This window comes from Kribbella sp. NBC_00482 (genome assembly GCF_036013725.1).
Lineage (GTDB): Bacteria > Actinomycetota > Actinomycetes > Propionibacteriales > Kribbellaceae > Kribbella.
On the sequence record NZ_CP107881.1, the window covers coordinates 6656232 to 6677269 of the forward strand.

The following is a 21038-nucleotide window of genomic DNA, read 5'->3' on the forward strand; positions in this document are numbered from 1 at the left end:
ATCCTTGCTTCATGGGTGTGGAGGGGCGGGGCGAACGGCTGTGGTTTCTGGACTGGTTGCGGGTGATCGCGGTGTTCGGGGTGTTCGTGTTCCACACCCTGCGGCCGTTCGACGACGGCGACTGGCATGTGAAGAACGCGCAGACGAGTGAGGGGATCTCGATCGGGATCGCGTTCCTGGGGTTGTGGGGGCTGGCGTTCTTCTTCATGATCTCCGGCTCCGCCGCGTGGCTGGCGCTGCGGTGGCGGAGCGCGCTCGAGTTCCTCAGGGAGCGCTCTCTGAGGTTGCTCGTTCCGTTCTTCGTCGCCTACGTGCTGCTCTCACCGCTGCAGTACTTCATCGAGGAGCATCACAAGGGTCGGTCGACGGACTCGTTCTTCGGTGATGTGCGGACGTTCTTCAGCGATCTCGCCGGCGATGCGCCGCTGTGGATGCGCGACACGTACCACCTGTGGTTCCTCGTGTATCTGATCCAGTTCGCCGTACTCGGTCTGCCGGTGTTTCTGTTGCTGCGCGGTAGACCTGGTTGGACGGCCTGGATCGCGCGGCGGTGTCAGCGGCGCGGGTCGATCCTGCTGCTCGCCGTACCTCTCGTGCCGATTCACCTGCTGCTGCTCGCCGCGCCCGGTCCGGAGCACGGGTGGGGCGAGTTCGTGTTCTTCTTCGACTTCTTCGTCGTCGGGTATCTGGTGATGTCGGACGACCGGCTCCTGGCCGCGGTACGCCGGGACGCCGTACCTGGACTGCTGCTCGGGGCCGGCGCGTTCGTGCTCGGTGTCGTCACGGGCATCATCGACTTCCTCGACGGCTGGTGGCCGAACCCGGGCTACTCCTGGCAGTACGTCTGGTACTCGTCGCTCATCACCCTCGCCGTCTGGGGCTGGCTGGTCGCCGTCCTAGGCCTCGGCCTCCGCGCCCCCGCCCTCCAACGCCCCGTACCGCCCCGCCTGGCCCGAGCCGCAATGCCGTACTTCATCATCCACCAGCCGGTAATCCTCGCGCTCGCCTACTTCATCGTCACCTGGCACACCAACCTCTGGCTCAAGTACGCCGTACTCCTACCCACAGCCTTCGCCGCCTCCGCACTCCTGGCCTGGGCCCTGTCATCCACCCCGGTGCTCAACCAGCTGTTCGGTGTCAAACGCACCGCCGAAGTACCTAAGAACGCGGTGGGTTAGACGCTGCGGAGGACTGAGACGACTACGCCGAGGATTGTTGCGTTGTCGCCGTCGATGACTTCGTAGGCGGGGTTGCGGGGTTCCAGGTAGACGTGGTTGTTGCGGCGGCGGAAGACCTTGACGGTTGCCTCGTCGTCGAGCATGGCGGCGACGATCTGGCCGGAGTGGGCCTCGGACTGCTGGCGGACCACGACGATGTCGCCGTCGCAGATCGCGGCGTCGATCATCGACTCGCCGCGGACACGCAGGCCGAACACGGTGCCGCGGCCGGTCAGCCCGCGGGGGAGTTGGAGTACGTCGTCGACGTGCTCGATCGCGGAGATCGGCGTACCGGCCGCGATGTCGCCGACCACCGGCACCGGCACGTTGTCGTCACTCGTCGACCCGGCGCCCGGCTCCTGGAGGAACATCCGGACGTCGATCGGCCGCGAGACCGACGGGCTCCGGCGGAGGAACCCCTTCTCCTCGAGACTGGCGAGGTGCTTGGACACCGACGACGAGGAGCGCAGCCCGACCGCGTCGCCGATCTGCCGGCTGCTCGGCGGGTACCCGTACCGCGTCACCCAGTCCCGGATCACCACCAGAATGCGTTGCTGCCGTTCCGGAAGCGCCCCGGTGTCGAGGTCGCCGAACAGGTCGAGATCAGTCACCGCGAAATCCTAGATCGCCCCCGGCCTGCAAGCGCAGCCGACACCCGCAGCCGAGTTGAAGAAGAGTTGGTGGGGTGTGGCTAGCTACGTAGTCGTCGGGGTAGCCACACGTCGCTGGTGTCAGCGGGCTGCGGCTGTCGGCGTACATGCTCGATCAGCTTCACGAGATCTGGGTGCTTGTTCGAGCTGAGCCAGATCAAAGACCACGGATAGACCGGTGTCGGGTCCACCACCCGAAGTCGCCGCAGGCCTCGCGGCCACGGCCCCGCCTCCCGCGTCCGTTCACCCCAGAACGTGATCAGCGACTTCGACTCGGCGATCGTCCCGACCAGTTCCTCGAACCCGAAGTTCGGACCGGTCGAGTCGATCGTGAGGCCGAAGTCGGCGGTCAGCTCCTGATAGAACGTGCCCCACTCGCTGCCCTCGATGATCCCCGGAATCCAGAACGTGTACCGGCGCAGTTCGTCCACCGGCACCGACGTCCGATTCGCGAGAGGATGCCCGGCACCGACGATGATCTCGTGCGGCTCCAGGTACGCGACCATGCTCTCGAGCCCAGGCGGCAGCGGCTCAGGATGATAGGCAAAGGTCGCATCGATCTCACCAGCAAGCAGAGCCGGAAGCGCTGCTCCCAGCCCGCGCAGCACCAAAGTCTTCAGCGGGAGCTCGGGGTGCGTCTGGTGGAAGTCGAGCATGAGTACGGCGGGCAGCAGCCGGCTCCCGAGGATGTCGACGCGTAGCGGCCGCACGTCGGCCTGCACCGACTCGACAGCATGCCGCGCGGCGATCAGTACGGCGTGCGCGTGCGGCAGAAACGTCCGCCCGGCAGCGGTCAGCGTCGCGCCAGTCGGAACGCGGTCGAAGAGCGTCGCTCCGAGCGAGGCCTCCAGCGCCGCGATCCGCTTCGACACTGCCTGCTGGCTCAGTCGCAGGCGGTCGGCGGCGTACCGGAACTGGCCTTCCTCGGCGACGGCGACGAACGCGCGCAGGCTGTCGAGATTCACGGGACCAGACAGTACAACCGCAGGTTGTCAGCACAGACGACAGGGTTGTTTGATCTACGCGCCGCACGATCCTTGGATGAGGGCTCCAGACAACTGACGGTTGTGGAGCTCGGGTGCCTTCGTTCACACATCTGCACGTTCACACGCAGTACTCGCTGCTCGACGGCGCCGCGCGGCTGAAGGACCTGTTCGCGGCCTGCACCGAGCACGGCATGACCCATCTCGCGATCTCGGACCATGGGAACCTGCACGGCGCGTACGACTTCTTCCACCAGGCGCAGAAGGCCGGCATTACGCCGATCATCGGCATCGAGGCGTACGTCGCGCCCGCGTCCCGCCGTACCAAGAAGCGCGTGTTCTGGGGGCAACCGCACCAGAAACGCGACGACGTCTCCGGATCCGGCGGCTACACGCACAAGACGATCTGGGCGCGGGATGCGACCGGCCTGCACAACCTGTTCCGGCTGTCCTCTGACGCGTACCAGGAGGGCTGGTTGCAGAAGTGGCCGCGGATGGACAAGGACAGCCTCGCCCAGTGGTCCGACGGGCTGATCGCGTCGACCGGCTGCCCGTCCGGCGAGGTGCAGACGCGACTGCGACTCGGCCAGTACGACGCAGCGGTCGAGGCGGCCGCGCAGTACCAGGACATCTTCGGCAAGGAGAACTACTTCCTCGAACTGATGGACCACGGCATCGAGATCGAGCGAAGGGTTCGCGACGGCCTGCTCGACCTCGGGCGCACGCTCGGCATCCCACCGCTGGTCACGAACGACTCGCACTACACCCACGCCGCCGAGGCCAAGGCGCACGACGCCCTCCTGTGCATCCAGACCGGCAAGTCCCTGGCCGACCCTGACCGCTTCCGCTTCGACGGGTCCGGCTACTACCTCAAGTCGGCCGCCGAGATGTACGCCGTCGACACCTCGGACGCCTGGCAGGACGGCTGCCGCAACACCCTGATGGTTGCCGAGCGCATCGACACCACCGGGATGTTCACGAAGCGCGACCTGATGCCGCGGTTCGCCGTACCTGAAGGGTTCACGGAGGTGACGTGGTTCCGCGACGAGGTCCTGCGGGGGATGCGCCGGCGATACCCGGACGGGTGGGGCGAGCGATATCAGAAGCTGATCGAGTACGAGATGGACGTCATCATCCAGATGGGGTTCCCGGGCTACTTCCTGGTGGTCGCGGACTTCATCATGTGGGCCAAGAGCAACGACATCGCGGTCGGCCCGGGCCGCGGGTCGGCGGCCGGTTCGCTGGTGTCGTACGCGCTCGGCATCACCGACCTGGACCCGATCGAGCACGGGCTGATCTTCGAGCGGTTCCTGAACCCGGAGCGGGTCTCGATGCCGGACGTCGACATCGACTTCGACGAACGCCGACGGGTCGAGGTGATCCGCTACGTCACCGAGAAGTACGGCGCCGACAAGGTCGCGATGATCGGCACCTACGGCACGATCAAGGCGAAGAACGCGATCAAGGACTCGGCTCGGGTCCTCGGCCTCCCGTACGCGACGGGCGACCGGATCACCAAGGCGATGCCCGCGGACGTCGGCGGCTCCGGCATCGACCTGACCGGGATCACCGACCCGAAGCATCCGCGGTACGACGAGGCCGCCGAGGTCCGGTCGATGTACGAGAACGACCCCGACGTACGCACCGTGATCGACACCGCGAAGGGCGTCGAGGGCCTGGTCCGGCAGATGGGGGTGCACGCGGCCGGCGTGATCATGTCGAGCGAGTCGATCGTCGACCACGTCCCGGTCTGGGTCCGGCACTCCGACGGCGTCACCATCACCCAGTGGGACTACCCGAGCTGCGAGTCCCTCGGGCTGCTGAAGATGGACTTCCTCGGCCTCCGCAACCTGACTGTCATCGACGACGCGGTGAAGATGGTGCGGGCGACCAAGGGCCTCGAGATCGAGCTCTTGCGGTTGCCGCTCGACGACGCACCGACGTTCCAGTTGCTGGGCCGCGGCGACACGCTCGGCGTCTTCCAGTTCGACGGTACGGCGATGCGCGCGCTGCTGCGGTTGATGCGGCCGGACCAGTTCGAGGACATCACCGCCGTGACCGCACTGTACCGGCCAGGCCCGATGGCGATGAACTCGCACACGAACTACGCGCTGCGGAAGAACGGGCAGCAGGAGATCACGCCGATCCACCCCGAACTCGAGGAGCCGCTGCGCGAGGTGCTCGGGATCACCTACGGGCTGGTGGTCTACCAGGAACAGGTGCAGAAGGCGGCGCAGATCCTCGCCGGGTACAGCCTGGGCCAGGCGGACCTGCTGCGGCGCGCGATGGGCAAGAAGAAGAAGGAAGTGCTCGACCAGGAGTTCGTGCCGTTCCGGGATGGTTGCCGGCAGCACGGATTCTCGGACGTAGCGACGCAGGCCGTGTGGGACGTTCTAGTGCCGTTCGCCGGGTACGCGTACAACAAGGCGCATGCCGCGGCGTACGCGCTGTTGTCGTACTGGACGGCGTACCTGAAGGCGAACCATCCGGCCGAGTACATGGCGGCTTTGCTGACCTCGGTGAAGGACGACAAGGACAAATCCGCGGTGTACCTGAACGAATGCCGGCGGATGGGGATCAAGGTGCTACCGCCCGACATCAACGAGTCGCTCGCGAACTTCGGCGCTCAGGGGGACGACGTGGTGCTCTTCGGGCTGTCCGCCGTACGGAACGTCGGGTCCGCGGTCGTCGACGGGATCGTCCGCAGCCGCCAGGGCGGCCGGTACGCGTCGTTCCCGGACTTCCTGGCGAAGGTGGAGTCCGTTGCCTGCAGCAAACGTGCGATCGAGTCGCTGATCCAGGCCGGTGCGTTCGACACGCTCGGACACACGCGAAAGGGTTTGCTCGCGAGGCACGAGGAGCTGGTCGAGAACGCCGTTGCGGTCAAGCGGAAGGAGGCCGAGGGGCAGTTCGATCTGTTCGGTACGTCGGAATCGCCGGTGTTCACGCTCGACGTGAGCTTCGCGCCGGACGAGTGGGACAAGGCGGTCCTGCTGGCGCGCGAGCGGGAGATGCTGGGCCTGTACGTGTCGGACCATCCACTGTTCGGCCTCGAGGGAGCGCTCTCCGAGCGTTCCGACGTGGGGATCGCTCAGCTCGGTGATCAGTCCGACGGCGCGGTGGTGACGATCGGCGGGATCATCTCCGGCTTGCAGCGGCGGGTGACGAAGAAGGGCGATCCGTGGGCCACGGCAACGATCGAGGATCTCGCCGGGTCGGTCGAGTGCCTGTTCTTCCCGGCGACGTACCAGTTGGTGTCCGGGCGACTGCAGCAGGACGCGGTGGTGTTCGTGAAGGGGCGGTTGGACAAGCGGGACGACGTACCGCGGCTGATCGGTTCCGAGGTGACGGTTCCCGATCTGGCCACGGTCGGGGTCGTCGAGTTGGAGATGGCGCAGAGCAACGTCGTACCGCGCACCGTGAACCAGTTGCGGGACGTGCTGGCGGCACATCCCGGACGGTCGGAGGTGCATCTGCGGGTGCGCGGCGCCGCGACCACGACGGTGTACCGGCTGGCGTTCCGGATCGCTGCTGGGGCCGAGTTTTGGGCCGATCTGAAGGCCGAGGTGGCGTCGGTACGCGCCCGTCAGTCGTGACTCAGGAGGGCGACGAGCTGCTCTCGGTCGAGGTCCTCGGAGCGTGGGGCGTGGATGCGGTCGCAGATGGTGAGGGCCTCCTGCCACGCCGCCTTCGCCTCGGCGATGCGGCCGACCGCGTGATACGTGTGCCCGAGATTCTTCAGTACGACGGCCTCGCCCCAGGGGAACCCGAGTTCGCGGTGCAGGCGCACCGACTCGAGGTGACAGCTGAGCGCTTCGTCGTACCGGCCGCGGGCGGCCTCGATGCCGGCGAGCGTGTCGAGGACCGCGCCTTCGCCCCGGTGGCTGTGGATGGTGCGGTAGTAGCGGATCGCCTCCCCGGCGGCCTCGGCTGCTTCGTCGAGGCGGCCGGCTGCGTGATACATCGCGGCCATGTTCCCGAGCGAGTGTGCCTGTCCTCGCTCGTCTCCGATGCGCCGCTTGATCGCGAGTCCTTGCTGGGCGACGTCGATCGCCTGGCTGCTCCGGCCGAGGATGTCGTGCGAGACGGAGAGGTTGCCCAGTGCCCGCGCGACCTGGATGTCCATGCCTGCTGCCCGGAAGATCTCCGCCGATCGTTCGAAGTGGACGATCGCGCGTTCGCAGTCGTCACGCTGCTCCATGTAGCGCAGCCCGAGCGTGTTGTTGATGAAGGCCTCGGGCAAGGGATCGTCGAGCCGGGTACAGCTGTCCTGGGCGAGCATCAGGAGTTCGGTGAGCAGGTCCAGGTCACGGCCACTGAGATCGCCTTCGCACGACTCGACGAGCTCGTAGGTGTACCGGTCGTGGCCGGTGGCGTGGGCGAGCCGGATCACCGCGGCCAGCGTCTGACGCTCGTCGTCGTACCACTGGACGGCTGCGGCGGCGTCCGGGAACTGTCCAGGAGTGACGCCGGCTGCTGGTGGAACGAGCTTGCGGTCGGATCCGCGGTCGTCGCGCAGCACCCGTGCGTTGAAGCCGGTGTGCGTGTACCAGCTGAACAGCCGCTCCAGAGCCTCGGTGCGGTCGGGCAGCAGTTGGCCCAGCTCGGCGGCGTGGGCGCGGACCAGGTCGTGCATCTCGAAGCGGCCGTTGCCGAGATCCTCGACCAGGTGCAGATCGGCCAACCGCGCGAGCAGCCGGCGGGTGTCCGAGACCGTTGCCCCGAGCAACGCAGCGACGGCCGGTAGGGCGAAGTCGCTGACCGGGAACAGGCCGAGGTGCTCGTACAACCGGGCCGTGGAGTCCTGCAGCGCCCGGTGCGACCAGGAGAAGATCGCGCGCAGACCGGTCGCCTCGTCACTGTCGTCGAACGTGTCGAGGATCGACTGCTCCGCATGCAGTTGCGTGACCAGTTCGGCGACCTGCTGCGGCGACCGTCCGGCGGCATGCTCCGCGATGACCGCGAGCGCGAGCGGCAGGTGTTGGCAGCTCCGGGCGAGTTCGGTGACCTGGTCGGCGTCGGTGTCGGGTGCGATCGACCGGATCAGCCGTTCGGATTCGACCGGCGGAAGTTCGCCGAGGGTGATCCGGTAGGCGCCGTCGCGGACCACGAGAGTGCGCAGCCGGTCCCGGCTGGTGGCGATCACCAGGCAGCCTCGGGCCGGCAGCAGCGGACGGAGCTGCTCGGCATCGCGGGCGTTGTCCAGCAGGAACAGCATGCGGCGGCCGTGCAGGGTGCTGCGGAGCAACGCGGACTGGGCCGCCTCGTCGGTGGGGATGCGTTCGGCGCGCAGGCCGAGGCCGCTGAGCAGCAGCCGCAGCGCTGCGGTCGTCGGCATCAGATCGGCCGGATCGAAGCCGCGGAGGTTGAGGTACAGGTCGCCGTCCGGGAACAGGTGCCGCACCCGGTGCGCCCACCGCACCGCGAGGCTCGTCTTTCCCGCGCCGCCGATTCCGCAGATCGCCGCGATCACGGTCGCCGGATCCTTCTCGTCGGGTGCGGGCAGCAGTTCGTTGAGCTCCTTCAGCTCGTCCTCGCGGCCGGTGACCCTGCTGTTCTCGGCCGGCAGCTGTCGGGGTACGACGATGCGCGCGGGCGGGGCCGCGGCGGCCTCCTCGGGTTCGGAGTCGGCGGCGAGCAGTTCGGCGTGCAGAGCGCGGAGCTCGGCACCCGGATCGACTCCGAGTTCGTCGGAGATCAGACGGCGTACGTCGTCGTAGCAGGCGAGGGCCTCCGCGTGGCGACCGGTGACGTCGAGCAGCCGGATCAGGCGCTCCCACAGCGGTTCGCGGTACGGGTACTGGGTCGCGAGGTCGCGCACCTCGACGAGCAGCGGCTCGAGGACACCGCCGGCGATGTCCAGGTCGATCCGCCGCTCCCGGGCCGCGAGATAGCGCTCTACCAGACCGGGGAGGGCGGCCGTGGCGAACCAGTCGGCCGTCAGATCGGAGAACGGCGTGCCGGCCCAGAGATCGAGCGCTGCCGCGGTCGCAGTGCGTTCATCGGCTGGCACGGGGAGTTGGTGGGCGCGATCGAGTTCGTCGGTGAAGCGGAGTACGTCGACGTTCTCGCGGGGGAGCGTGAGCGCGTAGGCCTCGGGATGCGCGCGGATGACCTCGGGGCCGAGGAGGGTGCGCAGCCGGGAGATACAGGTCTGCACGGTCGGACGCAGGCGGTCAGGTGGCTGGTCGCTCCAGACCCGGTCGCCGATCGTGTCGACCGGCACCGGATCACCTGCCGACAGCGCGAGTACCGCGAGCAGATCCCGCAAGCGCGGCGCGGAGACAGGGGCTTCGGACCCGTCCACGAAGACGCCGAACGCGCCAAGGAGCCGGACCTCGACCTGCCGCGAGCCACCAGCCATACAGCCTCCCACCGCCGCTTCAACCCTAGCGATGAAAGAGTGCAGGCTCCGGAGCGGTGGTCACCGCTGCTGTGCCTTGACTCTCCTTGGCGTGGCGAGGACGGTGGCATTGGCGCCACCTCGGCGATGGGCTGACCCCCGTCCACTCAGGCAGAGTGAAGTCAGCTCCAGGTTCTGGTCGAGGCTGATCGCGCCGGGGGAGTCCTGATGAAAGTCGGACGCATTCGTACGTTGCTGCTCGTGACACTCATCGGCGCGGGATCGCTCGCTTCGACAGCGTTGGTGTCCTCCGCGCAGTCCACGACCACCAAGACATCGCAGTACAACATCGACTTCGGTCCCTGTGCGGGTTCGACAAAGGCCCGTTGCGGGACTCTGCGCGTGCCGGCAGATTGGGCAGATCCGAACGGTCCGAAGATCAACGTGGCCGTGGCTCGCCGGCCCGCCGACGACCCGGCGCACCGGATCGGCACGTTGTTCTTCAACCCTGGTGGCCCGGGAGATGGCGCCGTCCGCTATGTCATGGCAGCCGATACCTTCTTCTCCGCCGCGCTGCGGGCTCGCTTCGACATCGTCGGCGTCGATCCGCGAGGCGTCGGCGCAAGCACTCCGATCACGTGCGGTGTTCCGGCACTGACGCCCGACTACAGCTTCTTCCCGCGAACCCAACAAGAGTTCGACGCCATGGTGGCCCACAATCGCGCCGTCGCGAAGAGCTGTCTGAAGCAGACCGGGCCACTGATGCTGCACGCGGACACCATCAGCGTTGCCCGCGACCACGAGGCCCTACGGATCGCACTCGGCGTCTCGCAGGTGAACTGGCTGGGCCTGTCCTACGGCACGCAGGTCGGTGCGCAGTACGCCCAGCTGTACCCGAAGCGCACGCGAGCCATGGTCCTGGACGCGGCACTCGAACACAGCGGCTCAGAGGTGCAGATCACCGCCGACGGGATCAGCACCGTGGAAGAGGCATTCAACCGCTTCGTCGAATGGTGTGCCACCGCTGCCGACTGTGCCTTGCAGGGCCAGGACGTCGCTGCGGTCTACGACCAACTCGTCAAGAGCGCCGACCAGAACCCGATCCCGGTCGAAGGAGCCCTGCGCCCCGTGACCGGGGACGACATCCGGATGGGCACTCCGACCTGGCTCCTCGCGAAGACGCCCAACGTGCTCGCGGGCGAGCTGTCGTGGCCGGTGTTCTCCGAGGTCCTCAAGGCGGCGGTGGCCGGGCAAGCCGACTTCTTCGCCTTCCCGCCGCCCCAGGGTCCCACCGACAACCTCTTCGCCCGCATCGCCAATCACTGTGGTGACTACGTCGCCGATATCCACACCTTCGCCGACATGCAGCAGCGCATCGAGATGGCACGGCAGTTGGCGCCGCACCTGCAGGGCGGGTCGGAGTTCTGGCTGGGCGGCTTATGCATCGGTTGGCCGTTCAAGGTCGCCAATCCGCAGCGCACCCTGGATGTGAAGGGCGTGCCGACACTGATCGTTCACTCGACCCACGACCCGTCTGTCTCGTACCAGTGGGCCTTCGGCCTGGCAGCCCAGATCCGCGGCAGCAGCGTCCTGTCCCGCATCGGCGACGGCCACACCTCGTACTACACCTCAGACTGCGCCCGGAGCGCGGCGGACCAGTTCCTGCTCACCAAGCAATCCCCGCCGGCCCCCGTGTGCACCACCTGAATGACTCCGGGGCGGCTCCCAGACTTGGGAACCGCCCCGGCTGTATCGTCCCCAGGCATGCATGGTCCGTCGAATGAGGTCCTGGATGCCTTCGGGCTGGCAGCGCCGGTGGTGCGGCTGCCGGGAGGACAGGGTGAGACCTGGCGTTCCGGAGCGGTCGTAGTCAAGCGCGTCGACGCGGAGTCCGCATGGCGCGCCGAGGTGCTGAGCGCGTTGCCGGAGTCCGGAGAGTTTCGGGTGGCGCGGCCGGTGCGGGCCCGGGATGGTGCATGGGTCGCGTTCGGGTGGGAGGCCAGTGAGTTGCTGGTCGGCGCGACGGATGTGCGGCGGCAGGACGAGGTCCTCACCGCCGCGGCCGCGTTCCATGAGGCTGTCGCCGGGCTGCCGTGGCCGGAGTTCATCGACGCGCGCCACGATCCGTGGGCGGACGGCGACCGGGTCGCCTGGCGAGAACAGTCGGTCGAGGGGAGTACGGCGTACGTCGACCTGGTCGGGCCGCTCGTCGCCGCGTGGCGGCCGGTGGACCTGGCGGCGCAAGTGGTGCACGGTGATCTGCCCGGGAACGTGATGTTCGCCGACGGTCTCCCGCCGGCGATCATCGACTGGCCGGTCTACTGGCGACCGCCGTCCTGGGCGGCGGCTGTCGCGGTCGCCGATGCCCTCTGCTGGTACGGCGCCGAACCGGATCTCGCGGCACGCTGGGCACAACTGCCCGAGTGGGGCCAGATGCTCGTGCGTGCCTTGATCTACCGCATGACAACCGACGACCTCGCCGGCGGTGCCGCGACCTGGACGGACGCCCGCCGCGCTAGCTACGCGCCGGTCATCGAGCTTGCGCTCTCGTACGCCGGCTGAGCGGTGCGGCCCGCGGCCCGGACGGCGAGCGGAATGGTGCCGAAGGCAAGCACTCCGAGCCCGGCGCCGATCCAGCCGACCGCGGAATAGCCCGCGCCTGCGTCGATGGCCAGGCCGCCGAGCCAGGGACCGACCGTGATGCCGACGTTGAACGCCGAGATGTTGAAGGCGGCGGCGAGCATCGGTGCGGATCCGGCCACGCTGAACACCCGCGAGTTCACCGCCGGGTTGGTGGCGAAGCCGAACGTCCCGACGCCGATGATCGCGGGGATGGCGAGCCACGGTGTGCCGGTCGCGAGCGCGAGCACGATCGCTGCGGCGATCACTCCGGTCAGGCTGATCACCAGCGTGCTGAACGGTCGCTGATCCGCGGTGCGTCCGCTGATCGTGATACCGGCCAGCGCGCCGACGCCGTACAGCGCCAGGATCACCGGCACCCAGGCCGCGGACAGCCCGGTGGTCTCGGTGAGCAGGGGAGCGAGGTAGCTGAAGATCACCAGGATCGCGCCGGTCGACAGCGCCGTCGTCCCGTACGCGAGCCAGAGCTGCGGATTCGCCATGCTGCGCAGCTCGAGACGCAGCTGGGGAGCGCTCTCTGAGCGTCCCCGGGGGATCGTCGCGACGACACCGCCGATCGCGAGGACCGACAGGACGGCGACCGCCCAGAACGCCGACCGCCAACCGAGGTGCTGACCGAGCAACGTCCCGGCAGGCAGCCCGACGATCGTGGCCACGGTGAGACCGCTCGCCAGCACGCTCATCGCCTTCGCGCGCGCTGCAGGCCCCGCCAGCTCGATCGCGGTCACGGAGGCGACCGCCCAGAAACCGGCGTACACGAAGGCGCCTGCGACCCGGGTCGCGACGAGCACGCCGTACGACGAGGTGAGAGCGCCGGCCACGTGGGTGAGCGTGAAGATCACCAGGAACGCGAGCATCGCGGCCCGCCGGGACCAGCGCAGCGTTGCGACGGCCAGGATCGGTGCGCCGACGAGCATGCCGATCGCGAACGCGGAGATCAGCAGGCCGGCCGCGGGGATGGAGACGTTCAGATCGGTCGCGATCTCGGGGAGCAGACCGGCGAGCATCAGCTCGGAGGTGCCTTGGGCGAAGATCGCCAGGCCGAGCAGATAGACAGCGCGGGGCATGAGAGCCTCTCAATATTAGATCGATCGGTTCAAAACGTGGGCATGGTGAACCGCGGGATGTCAGAAGTTGCGGAGCGTTGCCTCGACGACGACCCGCTGACTCTCGGGGGTCGCGTCGCGGCGGGCGGCCACGCGCAGACCGCCGAGAACGGTGAAGACGTACGTCGCGAGTCCGGCCGCGTCCTGCTCCGGGTCGAGCTCGCCGGCGGCCTGCGCCGCCTGGATGGCGGTGGTCAGGGCGGCCAGTTTCGCCTCGTGATCGCGGTCGAGGCGATCGACGACCTCGGCGTCCTTCGGGCCGAGCTCCACGATCGTGTTGATCACGAAGCAGCCGGCCGGTTCGCCGGGATCCGGCTCCACTGCCGCCCACAGGATCTGCCGGACCCGCTCGCGGATCGGCAGTGTCGCGTCCTGGATGACCTCGAGCTGGGCGGCGGTGAAGCGGTCGACGTACCGCTGCAGGGCGCGGTCGAACAGGTCGCGCTTGCTGGTGAAGGTGTTGTAGATGCTGCTCCGGCCGAGCCCGGTCGCCGCGCAGAGGTCCTGTGTCGAGGTGGCCTCGTAGCCCGACGTCCAGAACACCCGCATCGCGGCGTCCACGGCACGGTCCTCGTCGAAGGTCCTCGGTCTCGGCATACCGCCGAGCCTAGCACGTTATGGACTGATCGATCCAAAACAGACCGCCCGATCACCGCACTTGCTGCGCCGATAGCATCTGGGCATCGAGGCGAGTGCCGGAAGCTCTTCGACAGGAGCGCAGGCGCTCGCCTTCACTTGGGGGCACCGTCCAACGATGAACTGGGGAGCAATGTGAGGTTGTTCAGACCTGGGGGGCTCGCTCTTGCCCTTGGCCTGGTCGCCGGAATCGCCATGAGCGGACCGGCCACCGCTGAAGACACCAAGACCGTCTCGTACCGCGGCTATCAGGTGACGGTCCCGGCCAGTTGGCCTGTCGTCGACCTGGCCGCGAACCCGACCGCCTGCGTCCGGCTCGATCAGCCGGCCGTGTACCTGGGCCGCAGCACGGCACAGGCCAACTGCCCGGCGCACCTCGTCGGCCGGAGTTCCGGCCTGATCCTGGAGCCGCTGACCACGTCGCAGCCGTCCAGCGACGGACTGCTCCGTCGTGCGGTCGTCGACGCGGGCGTGCTGGCGACGGCGTACTACGCGCCGGGTGCCGAGGCGACCGCGAACGGCGTACTCGCGACCGGCCGCGTGGTGACGAAGACGCCGTCGGCGCGCGTCGCCGAGCAGGCCGCCGTCGCGCCGACGATCGTTGCGACGGGCAACTACGCCGGCAACGGGTTCGACACCTGCGCGGCGCCGGCACAGAGCGCGATGGACGCGTGGCGGCCGACGTACCAAGGGGTCGGCATCTACATCAGCGGCGGGTTGCGGGCGTGCGGGCAGCCGAACCTGACCGCGAACTGGGTTGCGACGAACGCGAGCAAGGGCTGGCAGTTCCTGCTCATCGACGTCGGCCTGCAGGCACCGTGCACGACGTACAACAGCCGGATGTCGTCGGTCGCCTCGACCGCCCTGATCCAGGGGCGCAACGCCGCGATCAACGCGGTCACCGCGGCGCAGGCGCTCGGATTCGCGCAGCGCAGCGCGATCTACAGCGACATCGAGGCCTACACGTCGACTGCTGCTTGCAAGGCCGCCGTGCTGTCGTACCTGAGCGGGTGGACGCAGGAGCTGAACTCGCGCGGCTACCTCGGCGGCGCGTACGTCGGTGCGGCCTCGGGCGCTGCTGATCTGGCGAGTGCCTACACGAGTACGGCGTACACGCGGCCGGACAACATCTGGTTCGCGCACTGGGGATCGACCCCGGTCGGTACGACGCGCTTCATCCCGGCGACGTACTGGAGCAACCACCAGCGGGTGCACCAGTTCGCGGGCGATGTGAGCGAGACCAACGGTGGCGTCACGATGTCCATCGACCGGAACTACCTGAACCTGACCGCTCCGCCGCCGCCGGTGAGCAGCTTCACCGTGTCGGGTGGGGTCGCGGCCGCCACGCTGCGCTGGACGAAGCCCGCCAACACGACGCTCGGACAGATCATGGTCCGCGCCGCGTCCGGTTCGACACCGCCGGCGCTGCCGACGTCCGGTACGCCGATCTACAACGGCACGGCGAGCTTGTTCACCCACACCGGGCTGGCGAACTCGGCCAGCTACGCATATCGCGTGTGGGTGAAGGACAGCAAGGGCAAGATCGGCCCGGGCGTCGACGTACGGCTGGTCGGGTCCAAGGCGACGATCGGGGCGAGCGCGGCCTCCATCATGTACACCGGCGCGGTGACGCTGTCGACGGCCGTGACCCGGCTCGACGGCGCGAAGCTGGCCGGCGTACCGGTGGTGCTGTACTCGAAGGCGAAGACCGCCAGCAAGTGGTCGACGGTCGGCACGTTCACCTCGGACGCCAACGGTGTGGCGACGACGTCGCAGAAGCCGGCGGTGTCGACGTACTACATGTGGGGCTACAACGGCGCCACCGGCGTGCTCGGGACGCGGAGCACGGCGCCACTCGTCCAGGTCCACCCGGCGATGTCGGCGTACCTGACTCCGGCGGCGATCACGCTCGGCGGATCGACCCTGCTGTACGGCTACCTGAACCCGGCCCATGCCGGTACGACGGCGTACCTGCAGCGTCGCTCCGGTACGTCGTGGGTGGCCGTGACGACCGGGAAGCTGACGACGAACGGGAAGTACGCGTTCAGCATCAAGCCGACCGCACGCGGCACGTACACGTACCGCGTGGTGTGGCTGGCGGACGCAGACCACCAGGGCACGCAGACGGCCTCGAAGGTCCTCACCGTCAGCTAGACAAGGGCGGCCGCCGCACTCCGCGCGAGTTCGATCGCGTGCGCCGCAAGCGGTGAGTGCGTGCGGCCTGCCTGCCATAGCAAGAAGATCTCCCGCGGCGGGAGTTCTGGCGTGAGCTGATGCAGCGCCAGACTCTCGTCGTCACGGAGCACGGCGAGACGCGGCATCAGTGCCGCACCGAGGCCGGCGCGGACCATCGCGAGCAGCGCCTCGTTTCCCTCGGTGCGGAACACGACCTGCGGGCTGATGCCGCGAGTATTCAGGAAGTCTTCGACGACGGCCTGGTGGCAGATCGCCGGATGCGCGACCAGCGACAGTCCGTCGAGCATCTCGAGTGCGACCGGCCCGGCCGGGAAGTCGCCGGGTCGCGCGACGAGGAAGTACGGGTCGTCCAGCAGTTTGAGGTCCTCGATGCCGTCGCCGCCGCGGCCGTCGAAGAACATCAGGTCGAGCCCGGCGAGGTCGGGATCGTCGGTCTCCTCCTCGAACAGCCGGATGTCGCACCCCGGGTGCGCGTCGCGGAGTGGACGAATCACCAGCGGCAGCAGCGTGTTCGACACGGTCTGGAACGTGCCGATGTCGATCCGGCTGTCACCTGCCCGGAACCGCTCGATGCCGTCGCGCATCTCGTCCGCTCGACGCAGCAGGTCGCGTCCGTGCTGCAGGACGACGGTGCCCAGCGGGGTGATCCGGACCGGCTTCGGTCCACCGGGCCGGTCGAAGAGCGGACCGCCGGCGGCCTTCTCCAGAATCGCAATCTGCTGGCTGACGCTCGACTGGGTGTACCTGAGCCTGCTCGCGGCGCGGCCGAACGATCCCTCGTCGGCGACAGCGGCCAGCGTCGCCAGGTGACGTAGCTCGTACATACTCGGCACTCTATCGCCGATGGCGATCGCTTTGATAAGAATCAATCGCTTTTCATGATGATCGCCTGCTTCTACGGTCGAAGCATGACAACTTACCCAGTCAACAACGTCGAACTCAGCGCGGAGACGTACGGCGACCCCGCCGATCCCGCGGTCCTGCTGATCCACGGCGCCGGGGCGTCCATGCTCTGGTGGGACTCGCGGCTGTGCACCGAACTGGCCGGGCGCGGGCGCTTCGTGATCCGCTACGACCAGCGCGACACCGGCCGCTCGACGTCGTTCCCGACCGGTGCGCCGGGCTACGCGATGAGCGACCTGGCGGCAGACGCTGTCGGTCTGCTCGACGCGCTGGGTGCGGACCGGGCGCACGTGGTGGCGCAGTCGATGTCGGGCGGTACGGCGCTGATGCTCGGAGTCGACCACCCGTCGCGGGTCGCTTCGCTGACGTTCGTGTCGACGAGCACGGGCGACGACGGCCTCCCGCCGCCGTCGGCCGACATGCCACGGCTGGGCTGGCCGGACTTCGCCGACCACGCTGCGGTCGAGGAGTACGTCGTACGGTCGATCGAAGCCGAGGCGGCGGGCCACTTCGACGAGGCCGACGCGCGCGCTCTGGTGCGGGAGGACATGGCGCGAGCGCGGAACTTCGAGGGCTCGTTGACGAACCACTTCGCGATGACGTTCGACGGACCGCGGAACGGTGGCTTCGGCGACCTGTCGATGCCAGTTCTCGTGCTGCACGGCGATGCGGATCCGCTGCTTCCGCTGCCGCACGGTGAAGCGATCCGCGACGCGGTGCCGGGCGCTCGGCTAGCAGTGCTAGCGGGCATGGGGCACGGGCTGTCGGCGCCGTACTGGAAGACCTTTGTCGACGAGCTTGTCGACCACACTGCGCTTGCTGGGGAGCGATGATGAAGTACGCAGTTTGGCTGCCGCTGTTTGACGAGTTGTCCGATCCGGTGGAGGTTGCGCGGCTCGCGGCGGCGGCCGAGGAGGCCGGATGGGACGGGTTCTTCCTGTGGGACCAGCTGTGGTGGCGAGAACCGATCCGCGAGGTTTCGGACCCGTGGATCACGATGAGCGCGATGGCGACCGCGACCGAACGACTGCGGATCGGCCCGATGGTTTCGCCGATCGCCCGCCGGCGGCCGACCAAGTTGTTGCGTGAGACAACGACCCTCGACCGCCTCTCGAATGGCCGGCTGATCCTCGGCGTCGGGCTGGGCAGCGACCGGTTCGCGCAGGAGTACTCCAAGACCGGCGAGGAGGTGGACGACCGGGCGCGCGCCGAGCGGATGGACGAGACGCTCGACATCCTCACTGCCGGGTGGACGGGCGAGCCGGTGAACCACCACGGCAAGCACTACCTCGTCGACGACGTGCAGTTCCTGCCACGCCCGGTGGCCGGCCGAGTACGGGTGTGGCTCGCCGGCTTCCCGGGCAACGCGAAGCCCGTCCGGCGAGCGGCGCGGTACGACGGCTTCTTCCCGGTCAACCTCACATCACCGGATCAGCTGGCCGAGCCTGCCGCCGTACTGCGTGAACTGCGTGGCAACCTCGACGACTACGACATCGCGGTCGCTCTGGAGCCGTCGGTCGATCCACGCCCGTACGCCGAGGCCGGGGCGACGTGGTGCCTGATGGACGTCGACCCCGCGACACTGCGCCTGGCCGACGTACGCGCGATGATCGCGGCCGGTCCTCAGAGGTAGCTCACGACGATCCATAGGTGTCTAATCGAAGGGATGCCGTAGTACGGAGGGGCTTATGGCCAGTGTCAGCGGGCATGCCGGAGTCACCGAGCGCTCCTCGACCGCTGCCGAAGTGGGGCGGCGGCCGCTGGGGCAGGTGATCGGACGGCTGTTGTCGACGACCGACCACAAGGTGATCGGCCAGCTGTACCTCGTCACGTCGTTCGCGTTCTTCCTGATCGCCGGCGTGATGGCGCTGGTGATCCGCGCCGAGCTCGCCGAGCCGCGGCTGCAGATCGTGAACGAAGAGGTGTACAACCAGCTCTTCACGATGCACGGCACGATCATGCTGCTGCTGTTCGCGACCCCGCTGTTCGTCGGGTTCGCCAACGTCATCATGCCGGTGCAGATCGGGTCGCCGGACGTGGCGTTCCCGCGGCTGAACATGTTCAGCTACTGGCTGTTCCTGTTCGGCGGGCTGATCACGCTCGGCGCGTTCCTGAGCCCGGGCGGCGCGGCCGACTTCGGCTGGACGGCGTACGCGCCGTTGTCGGGCGGCACGCGATCGCCGGGGATCGGGGGAGACCTGTGGATCATGGGTCTGTGGATGGCCGGTCTGGGCACGATCCTCGGTGCGGTCAACTTCGTCACCACGATCATCACCATGCGTGCGCCCGGTATGACGATGTTCCGGATGCCGATCTTCTGCTGGAACATTCTGGTCACGTCGATCCTGGTGCTGATCGCGTTCCCGATCCTCGCCGCGGCGTTGCTGATCCTGGAAGCGGACCGCACGCTCGGTGCGCACGTGTTCGATGCCGCGAACGGCGGCGCCCTGCTCTGGCAGCACCTGTTCTGGTTCTTCGGGCATCCCGAGGTATACATCATCGCGCTGCCGTTCTTCGGCATCATCACCGAGATCCTCCCGGTGTTCAGCCGCAAACCGATCTTCGGGTACTACGGCCTGGTCGCGGCGACCCTCGGGATCGGGGCGTTGTCGATCGCGGTGTGGGCGCACCACATGTTCGTGACGGGTGGGGTGAACCTGCCGTTCTTCTCGTTCATGACGTTCCTGATCGCGGTCCCGACCGGCGTGAAGTTCTTCAACTGGATCGGCACGATCTGGGGCGGGTCGGTGTCGCTGGACACGCCGATGCTGTGGTCGGTGGGCTTCCTCGCCACGTTCCTGTTCGGCGGTCTGACCGGCGTGATCCTCGCGTCGCCGGTGCTGGACTACCAGCTGTCCGACTCGTACTTCGTGGTCGCGCACTTCCACTACGTCGTGTTCGGCACTGTCGTGTTCGCGATGTTCGCGGGGTTCTACTTCTGGTGGCCCAAGCTGACGGGGCGGATGCTCGACGAGAAGCTGGGCAAGTTGCACTTCTGGTTGCTGTTCGTCGGCTTCCACACGACATTCCTGGTGCAGCATTGGCTCGGGGTCGAGGGGATGCCGCGACGGTACGCCGACTACCGGGCGAGCGAGGGCTTCACCGTCCTGCACCAGGTGTCGACGATCGGCGCGTTCGTCCTCGGAATCTCGACGCTGCCGTTCCTCTACAACATCTACAAGTCACGCCGTACGCCACGCGTGGAGGTCGACGACCCGTGGGGCTGGGGCCGCTCACTCGAGTGGGCAACCAGCTGCCCACCACCCCGCCACAACTTCGAGAAACTCCCGCGAATCCGCTCCGAGTCCCCAGCCTTCGACCTCCACCACCCCCAGATCGCCATCACCGAGTACGCCGCCAACCGGGCGCCTGAGGACGGTCTGCTGGACGCGGGCGAGGATCAAGGCCGCGTGGAGCATCTGAAGGGCGGGAGTGAGCGGTAGTCAGGCCGGCAAGCGCTCCAGCAGCCGGGTCAGCTCGTGTTCGGTTTGTTGGGGGGAGGGGCTGGTCGAGGCCAGGAGGTCCAGGGCCTGGGTGTAGGCCTCTACGTCGTCGCGTTTGTCCAGGTAGAGCGCGCTGGTGAGGTGTTCCAGGTAGACGATGTCGGGCAGGTCGCGTTGCGGGAAGCGGAGCAGGCTGAAGGCGCCGCCGGTCGCAGCGTGGCCGGTGCTTTCGAGGGGGATGATCTGCACGGTCACGTTGGGGCGGGTGACGGCTTCGCGGAGCGCGCCGAGCTGGTTGCGCAGTACGTCGGGACCGCCGATCGGCCGGTGCAGCACGGACTCCTCGATGACGGCCCAGAGCTTGAGGGGCGGCTCGCGGTCGAGCACACGTTGCCGACGGGTGCGCAGAGCGACGACCCGCTCGATCTCGTTGTCGGTACGAGCGCCGCCCGGCGTGAGCTGCGCGACGGCGCGTGCGTAATCCGCGGTCTGCAAGAGGCCGGGCACGAACTGGATCTCGTACGTCCGGATCAGTTCGGCGGTCGCCTCGAGCCCGAGATACGAGTCGAACCACTCGGGCGTGACGTCGCCGTACCGATGCCACCAGCCCGGGTCGTTGGCCTCTCGGGCGAGCTCCAGCAGCCGATCGCGCTCGCGTGCGTCCTGTACGCCGTACAACGTCAGCAGATCGTCGACGTCGCGTTCCTTGAACCCGACCCGGCCGAGCTCGAGGCGGCTGATCTTCGACTCCGAAGCGCGGATCGCCCAGCCGGCATCGGAGCGAGTGACGCCGGCGCGCTCACGCAGCTCCCGCAGATGACTCCCGAGCATCATCCGCAGCGCCGTCGGCCCCACCACACTTCGCCCCGCCATAACCCAAGTCTACATGATTATCGAACAGATGTTCCCATGCAATCCGAG

General features: G+C 68.0%; 15 protein-coding genes. 8 read left to right on the forward strand and 7 right to left on the reverse strand.

All coding sequences use genetic code 11. The features are described 5' to 3' along the window. Positions 1–11 precede the first annotated feature (11 nt). Positions 12–1178 (forward strand): acyltransferase family protein, encoded by a 1167-nt coding sequence (locus OHB24_RS32295; RefSeq protein WP_327634650.1) that lies wholly within the window; start codon positions 12–14, stop codon positions 1176–1178. Here the strand turns inward: OHB24_RS32295 and lexA are convergent. Next, entirely contained in the window at positions 1175–1828 is a 654-nt protein-coding gene (lexA, locus tag OHB24_RS32300; RefSeq protein ID WP_327634651.1) for a transcriptional repressor LexA, read from the reverse strand. The two genes, OHB24_RS32295 and lexA, sit on opposite strands and share 4 nt — an antisense overlap. 80 nt (positions 1829–1908) lie before the next feature. Further along, on the reverse strand, positions 1909–2832 hold the full coding sequence (locus OHB24_RS32305; RefSeq protein WP_327634652.1) for a LysR family transcriptional regulator: 924 nt from the start codon (positions 2830–2832) through the stop codon (positions 1909–1911). A 113-nt stretch (positions 2833–2945) separates the two neighbouring features. On the opposite strand from OHB24_RS32305, the gene dnaE reads away from it, so the two are divergent. After that, positions 2946–6446 (forward strand): DNA polymerase III subunit alpha, encoded by a 3501-nt coding sequence (gene dnaE / locus OHB24_RS32310; protein ID WP_327634653.1) that lies wholly within the window; start codon positions 2946–2948, stop codon positions 6444–6446. On the opposite strand, the gene OHB24_RS32315 is transcribed toward dnaE, so the two are convergent. Beyond that, positions 6437–9214 carry an AfsR/SARP family transcriptional regulator gene (locus tag OHB24_RS32315; RefSeq protein ID WP_327634654.1) on the reverse strand — a complete coding sequence of 926 codons (2778 nt, stop codon included), beginning with the start codon at positions 9212–9214 and terminating at the stop codon, positions 6437–6439. The two genes, dnaE and OHB24_RS32315, sit on opposite strands and share 10 nt — an antisense overlap. Before the next feature lie 207 nt (positions 9215–9421). On the opposite strand from OHB24_RS32315, the gene OHB24_RS32320 reads away from it, so the two are divergent. Further along, the gene (locus tag OHB24_RS32320; RefSeq protein ID WP_327634655.1) at positions 9422–10900 is read left to right on the forward strand and encodes an alpha/beta fold hydrolase; all 1479 of its coding nucleotides are present in this window, start codon (positions 9422–9424) and stop codon (positions 10898–10900) included. Positions 10901–10957: 57 nt separating this feature from the next. Then, entirely contained in the window at positions 10958–11755 is a 798-nt protein-coding gene (locus OHB24_RS32325; protein ID WP_327634656.1) for a TIGR02569 family protein, read from the forward strand. Here OHB24_RS32325 and OHB24_RS32330 read toward each other — a convergent pair. Both OHB24_RS32330 and OHB24_RS32335 read right to left on the reverse strand, forming a co-directional pair. Next, entirely contained in the window at positions 11713–12900 is a 1188-nt protein-coding gene (locus tag OHB24_RS32330; RefSeq protein WP_327634657.1) for a Cmx/CmrA family chloramphenicol efflux MFS transporter, read from the reverse strand. The two genes, OHB24_RS32325 and OHB24_RS32330, sit on opposite strands and share 43 nt — an antisense overlap. A 60-nt stretch (positions 12901–12960) precedes the next feature. After that, positions 12961–13536 (reverse strand): TetR/AcrR family transcriptional regulator, encoded by a 576-nt coding sequence (locus tag OHB24_RS32335; protein WP_327634659.1) that lies wholly within the window; start codon positions 13534–13536, stop codon positions 12961–12963. A 234-nt stretch (positions 13537–13770) separates the two neighbouring features. Here OHB24_RS32335 and OHB24_RS32340 point away from each other — a divergent pair, with 234 nt between their 5' ends. Next, the gene (locus tag OHB24_RS32340; RefSeq protein WP_327634660.1) at positions 13771–15729 is read left to right on the forward strand and encodes a DUF1906 domain-containing protein; all 1959 of its coding nucleotides are present in this window, start codon (positions 13771–13773) and stop codon (positions 15727–15729) included. On the opposite strand, the gene OHB24_RS32345 is transcribed toward OHB24_RS32340, so the two are convergent. After that, positions 15726–16595: a LysR family transcriptional regulator gene (locus OHB24_RS32345; protein ID WP_327634661.1), complete on the reverse strand. Its 870-nt coding sequence runs from the start codon at positions 16593–16595 to the stop codon at positions 15726–15728. The genes OHB24_RS32340 and OHB24_RS32345 overlap by 4 nt on opposite strands. Positions 16596–16679: 84 nt before the next feature. Here OHB24_RS32345 and OHB24_RS32350 point away from each other — a divergent pair, with 84 nt between their 5' ends. From OHB24_RS32350 to ctaD, 3 genes are read left to right on the forward strand one after another with little or no spacing between them, the layout of a single operon-like run. Then, positions 16680–17507 carry an alpha/beta fold hydrolase gene (locus OHB24_RS32350; RefSeq protein WP_327634662.1) on the forward strand — a complete coding sequence of 276 codons (828 nt, stop codon included), beginning with the start codon at positions 16680–16682 and terminating at the stop codon, positions 17505–17507. Further along, positions 17507–18307 (forward strand): LLM class flavin-dependent oxidoreductase, encoded by an 801-nt coding sequence (locus tag OHB24_RS32355; RefSeq protein WP_327634663.1) that lies wholly within the window; start codon positions 17507–17509, stop codon positions 18305–18307. Before OHB24_RS32350 ends, OHB24_RS32355 begins: the two co-directional genes overlap by 1 nt. A 55-nt stretch (positions 18308–18362) precedes the next feature. After that, positions 18363–20117: an aa3-type cytochrome oxidase subunit I gene (gene ctaD, locus OHB24_RS32360; RefSeq protein ID WP_327634664.1), complete on the forward strand. Its 1755-nt coding sequence runs from the start codon at positions 18363–18365 to the stop codon at positions 20115–20117. Here the strand turns inward: ctaD and OHB24_RS32365 are convergent, their stop codons facing one another. Continuing rightward, complete coding sequence (locus OHB24_RS32365) at positions 20118–20990, reverse strand: helix-turn-helix domain-containing protein (protein WP_327634665.1); 873 nt, start codon at positions 20988–20990, stop codon at positions 20118–20120. Positions 20991–21038 lie beyond the last annotated feature (48 nt).

What these genes read in the sequence shown, in the direction of transcription:
- OHB24_RS32295 (WP_327634650.1), top strand. Translation starts at nt 12, where the DNA reads ATGGGTGTGGAGGGGCGGGGCGAACGGCTGTGGTTTCTGGACTGGTTG.
- OHB24_RS32315 (WP_327634654.1), bottom strand. Translation starts at nt 9,214, where the DNA reads ATGGCTGGTGGCTCGCGGCAGGTCGAGGTCCGGCTCCTTGGCGCGTTC.
- OHB24_RS32320 (WP_327634655.1), top strand. Translation starts at nt 9,422, where the DNA reads ATGAAAGTCGGACGCATTCGTACGTTGCTGCTCGTGACACTCATCGGC.
- OHB24_RS32325 (WP_327634656.1), top strand. Translation starts at nt 10,958, where the DNA reads ATGCATGGTCCGTCGAATGAGGTCCTGGATGCCTTCGGGCTGGCAGCG.
- OHB24_RS32330 (WP_327634657.1), bottom strand. Translation starts at nt 12,900, where the DNA reads ATGCCCCGCGCTGTCTATCTGCTCGGCCTGGCGATCTTCGCCCAAGGC.
- OHB24_RS32335 (WP_327634659.1), bottom strand. Translation starts at nt 13,536, where the DNA reads ATGCCGAGACCGAGGACCTTCGACGAGGACCGTGCCGTGGACGCCGCG.
- OHB24_RS32340 (WP_327634660.1), top strand. Translation starts at nt 13,771, where the DNA reads ATGAGCGGACCGGCCACCGCTGAAGACACCAAGACCGTCTCGTACCGC.
- OHB24_RS32345 (WP_327634661.1), bottom strand. Translation starts at nt 16,595, where the DNA reads ATGTACGAGCTACGTCACCTGGCGACGCTGGCCGCTGTCGCCGACGAG.
- OHB24_RS32350 (WP_327634662.1), top strand. Translation starts at nt 16,680, where the DNA reads ATGACAACTTACCCAGTCAACAACGTCGAACTCAGCGCGGAGACGTAC.
- OHB24_RS32355 (WP_327634663.1), top strand. Translation starts at nt 17,507, where the DNA reads ATGAAGTACGCAGTTTGGCTGCCGCTGTTTGACGAGTTGTCCGATCCG.
- ctaD (WP_327634664.1), top strand. Translation starts at nt 18,363, where the DNA reads ATGGCCAGTGTCAGCGGGCATGCCGGAGTCACCGAGCGCTCCTCGACC.
- OHB24_RS32365 (WP_327634665.1), bottom strand. Translation starts at nt 20,990, where the DNA reads ATGGCGGGGCGAAGTGTGGTGGGGCCGACGGCGCTGCGGATGATGCTC.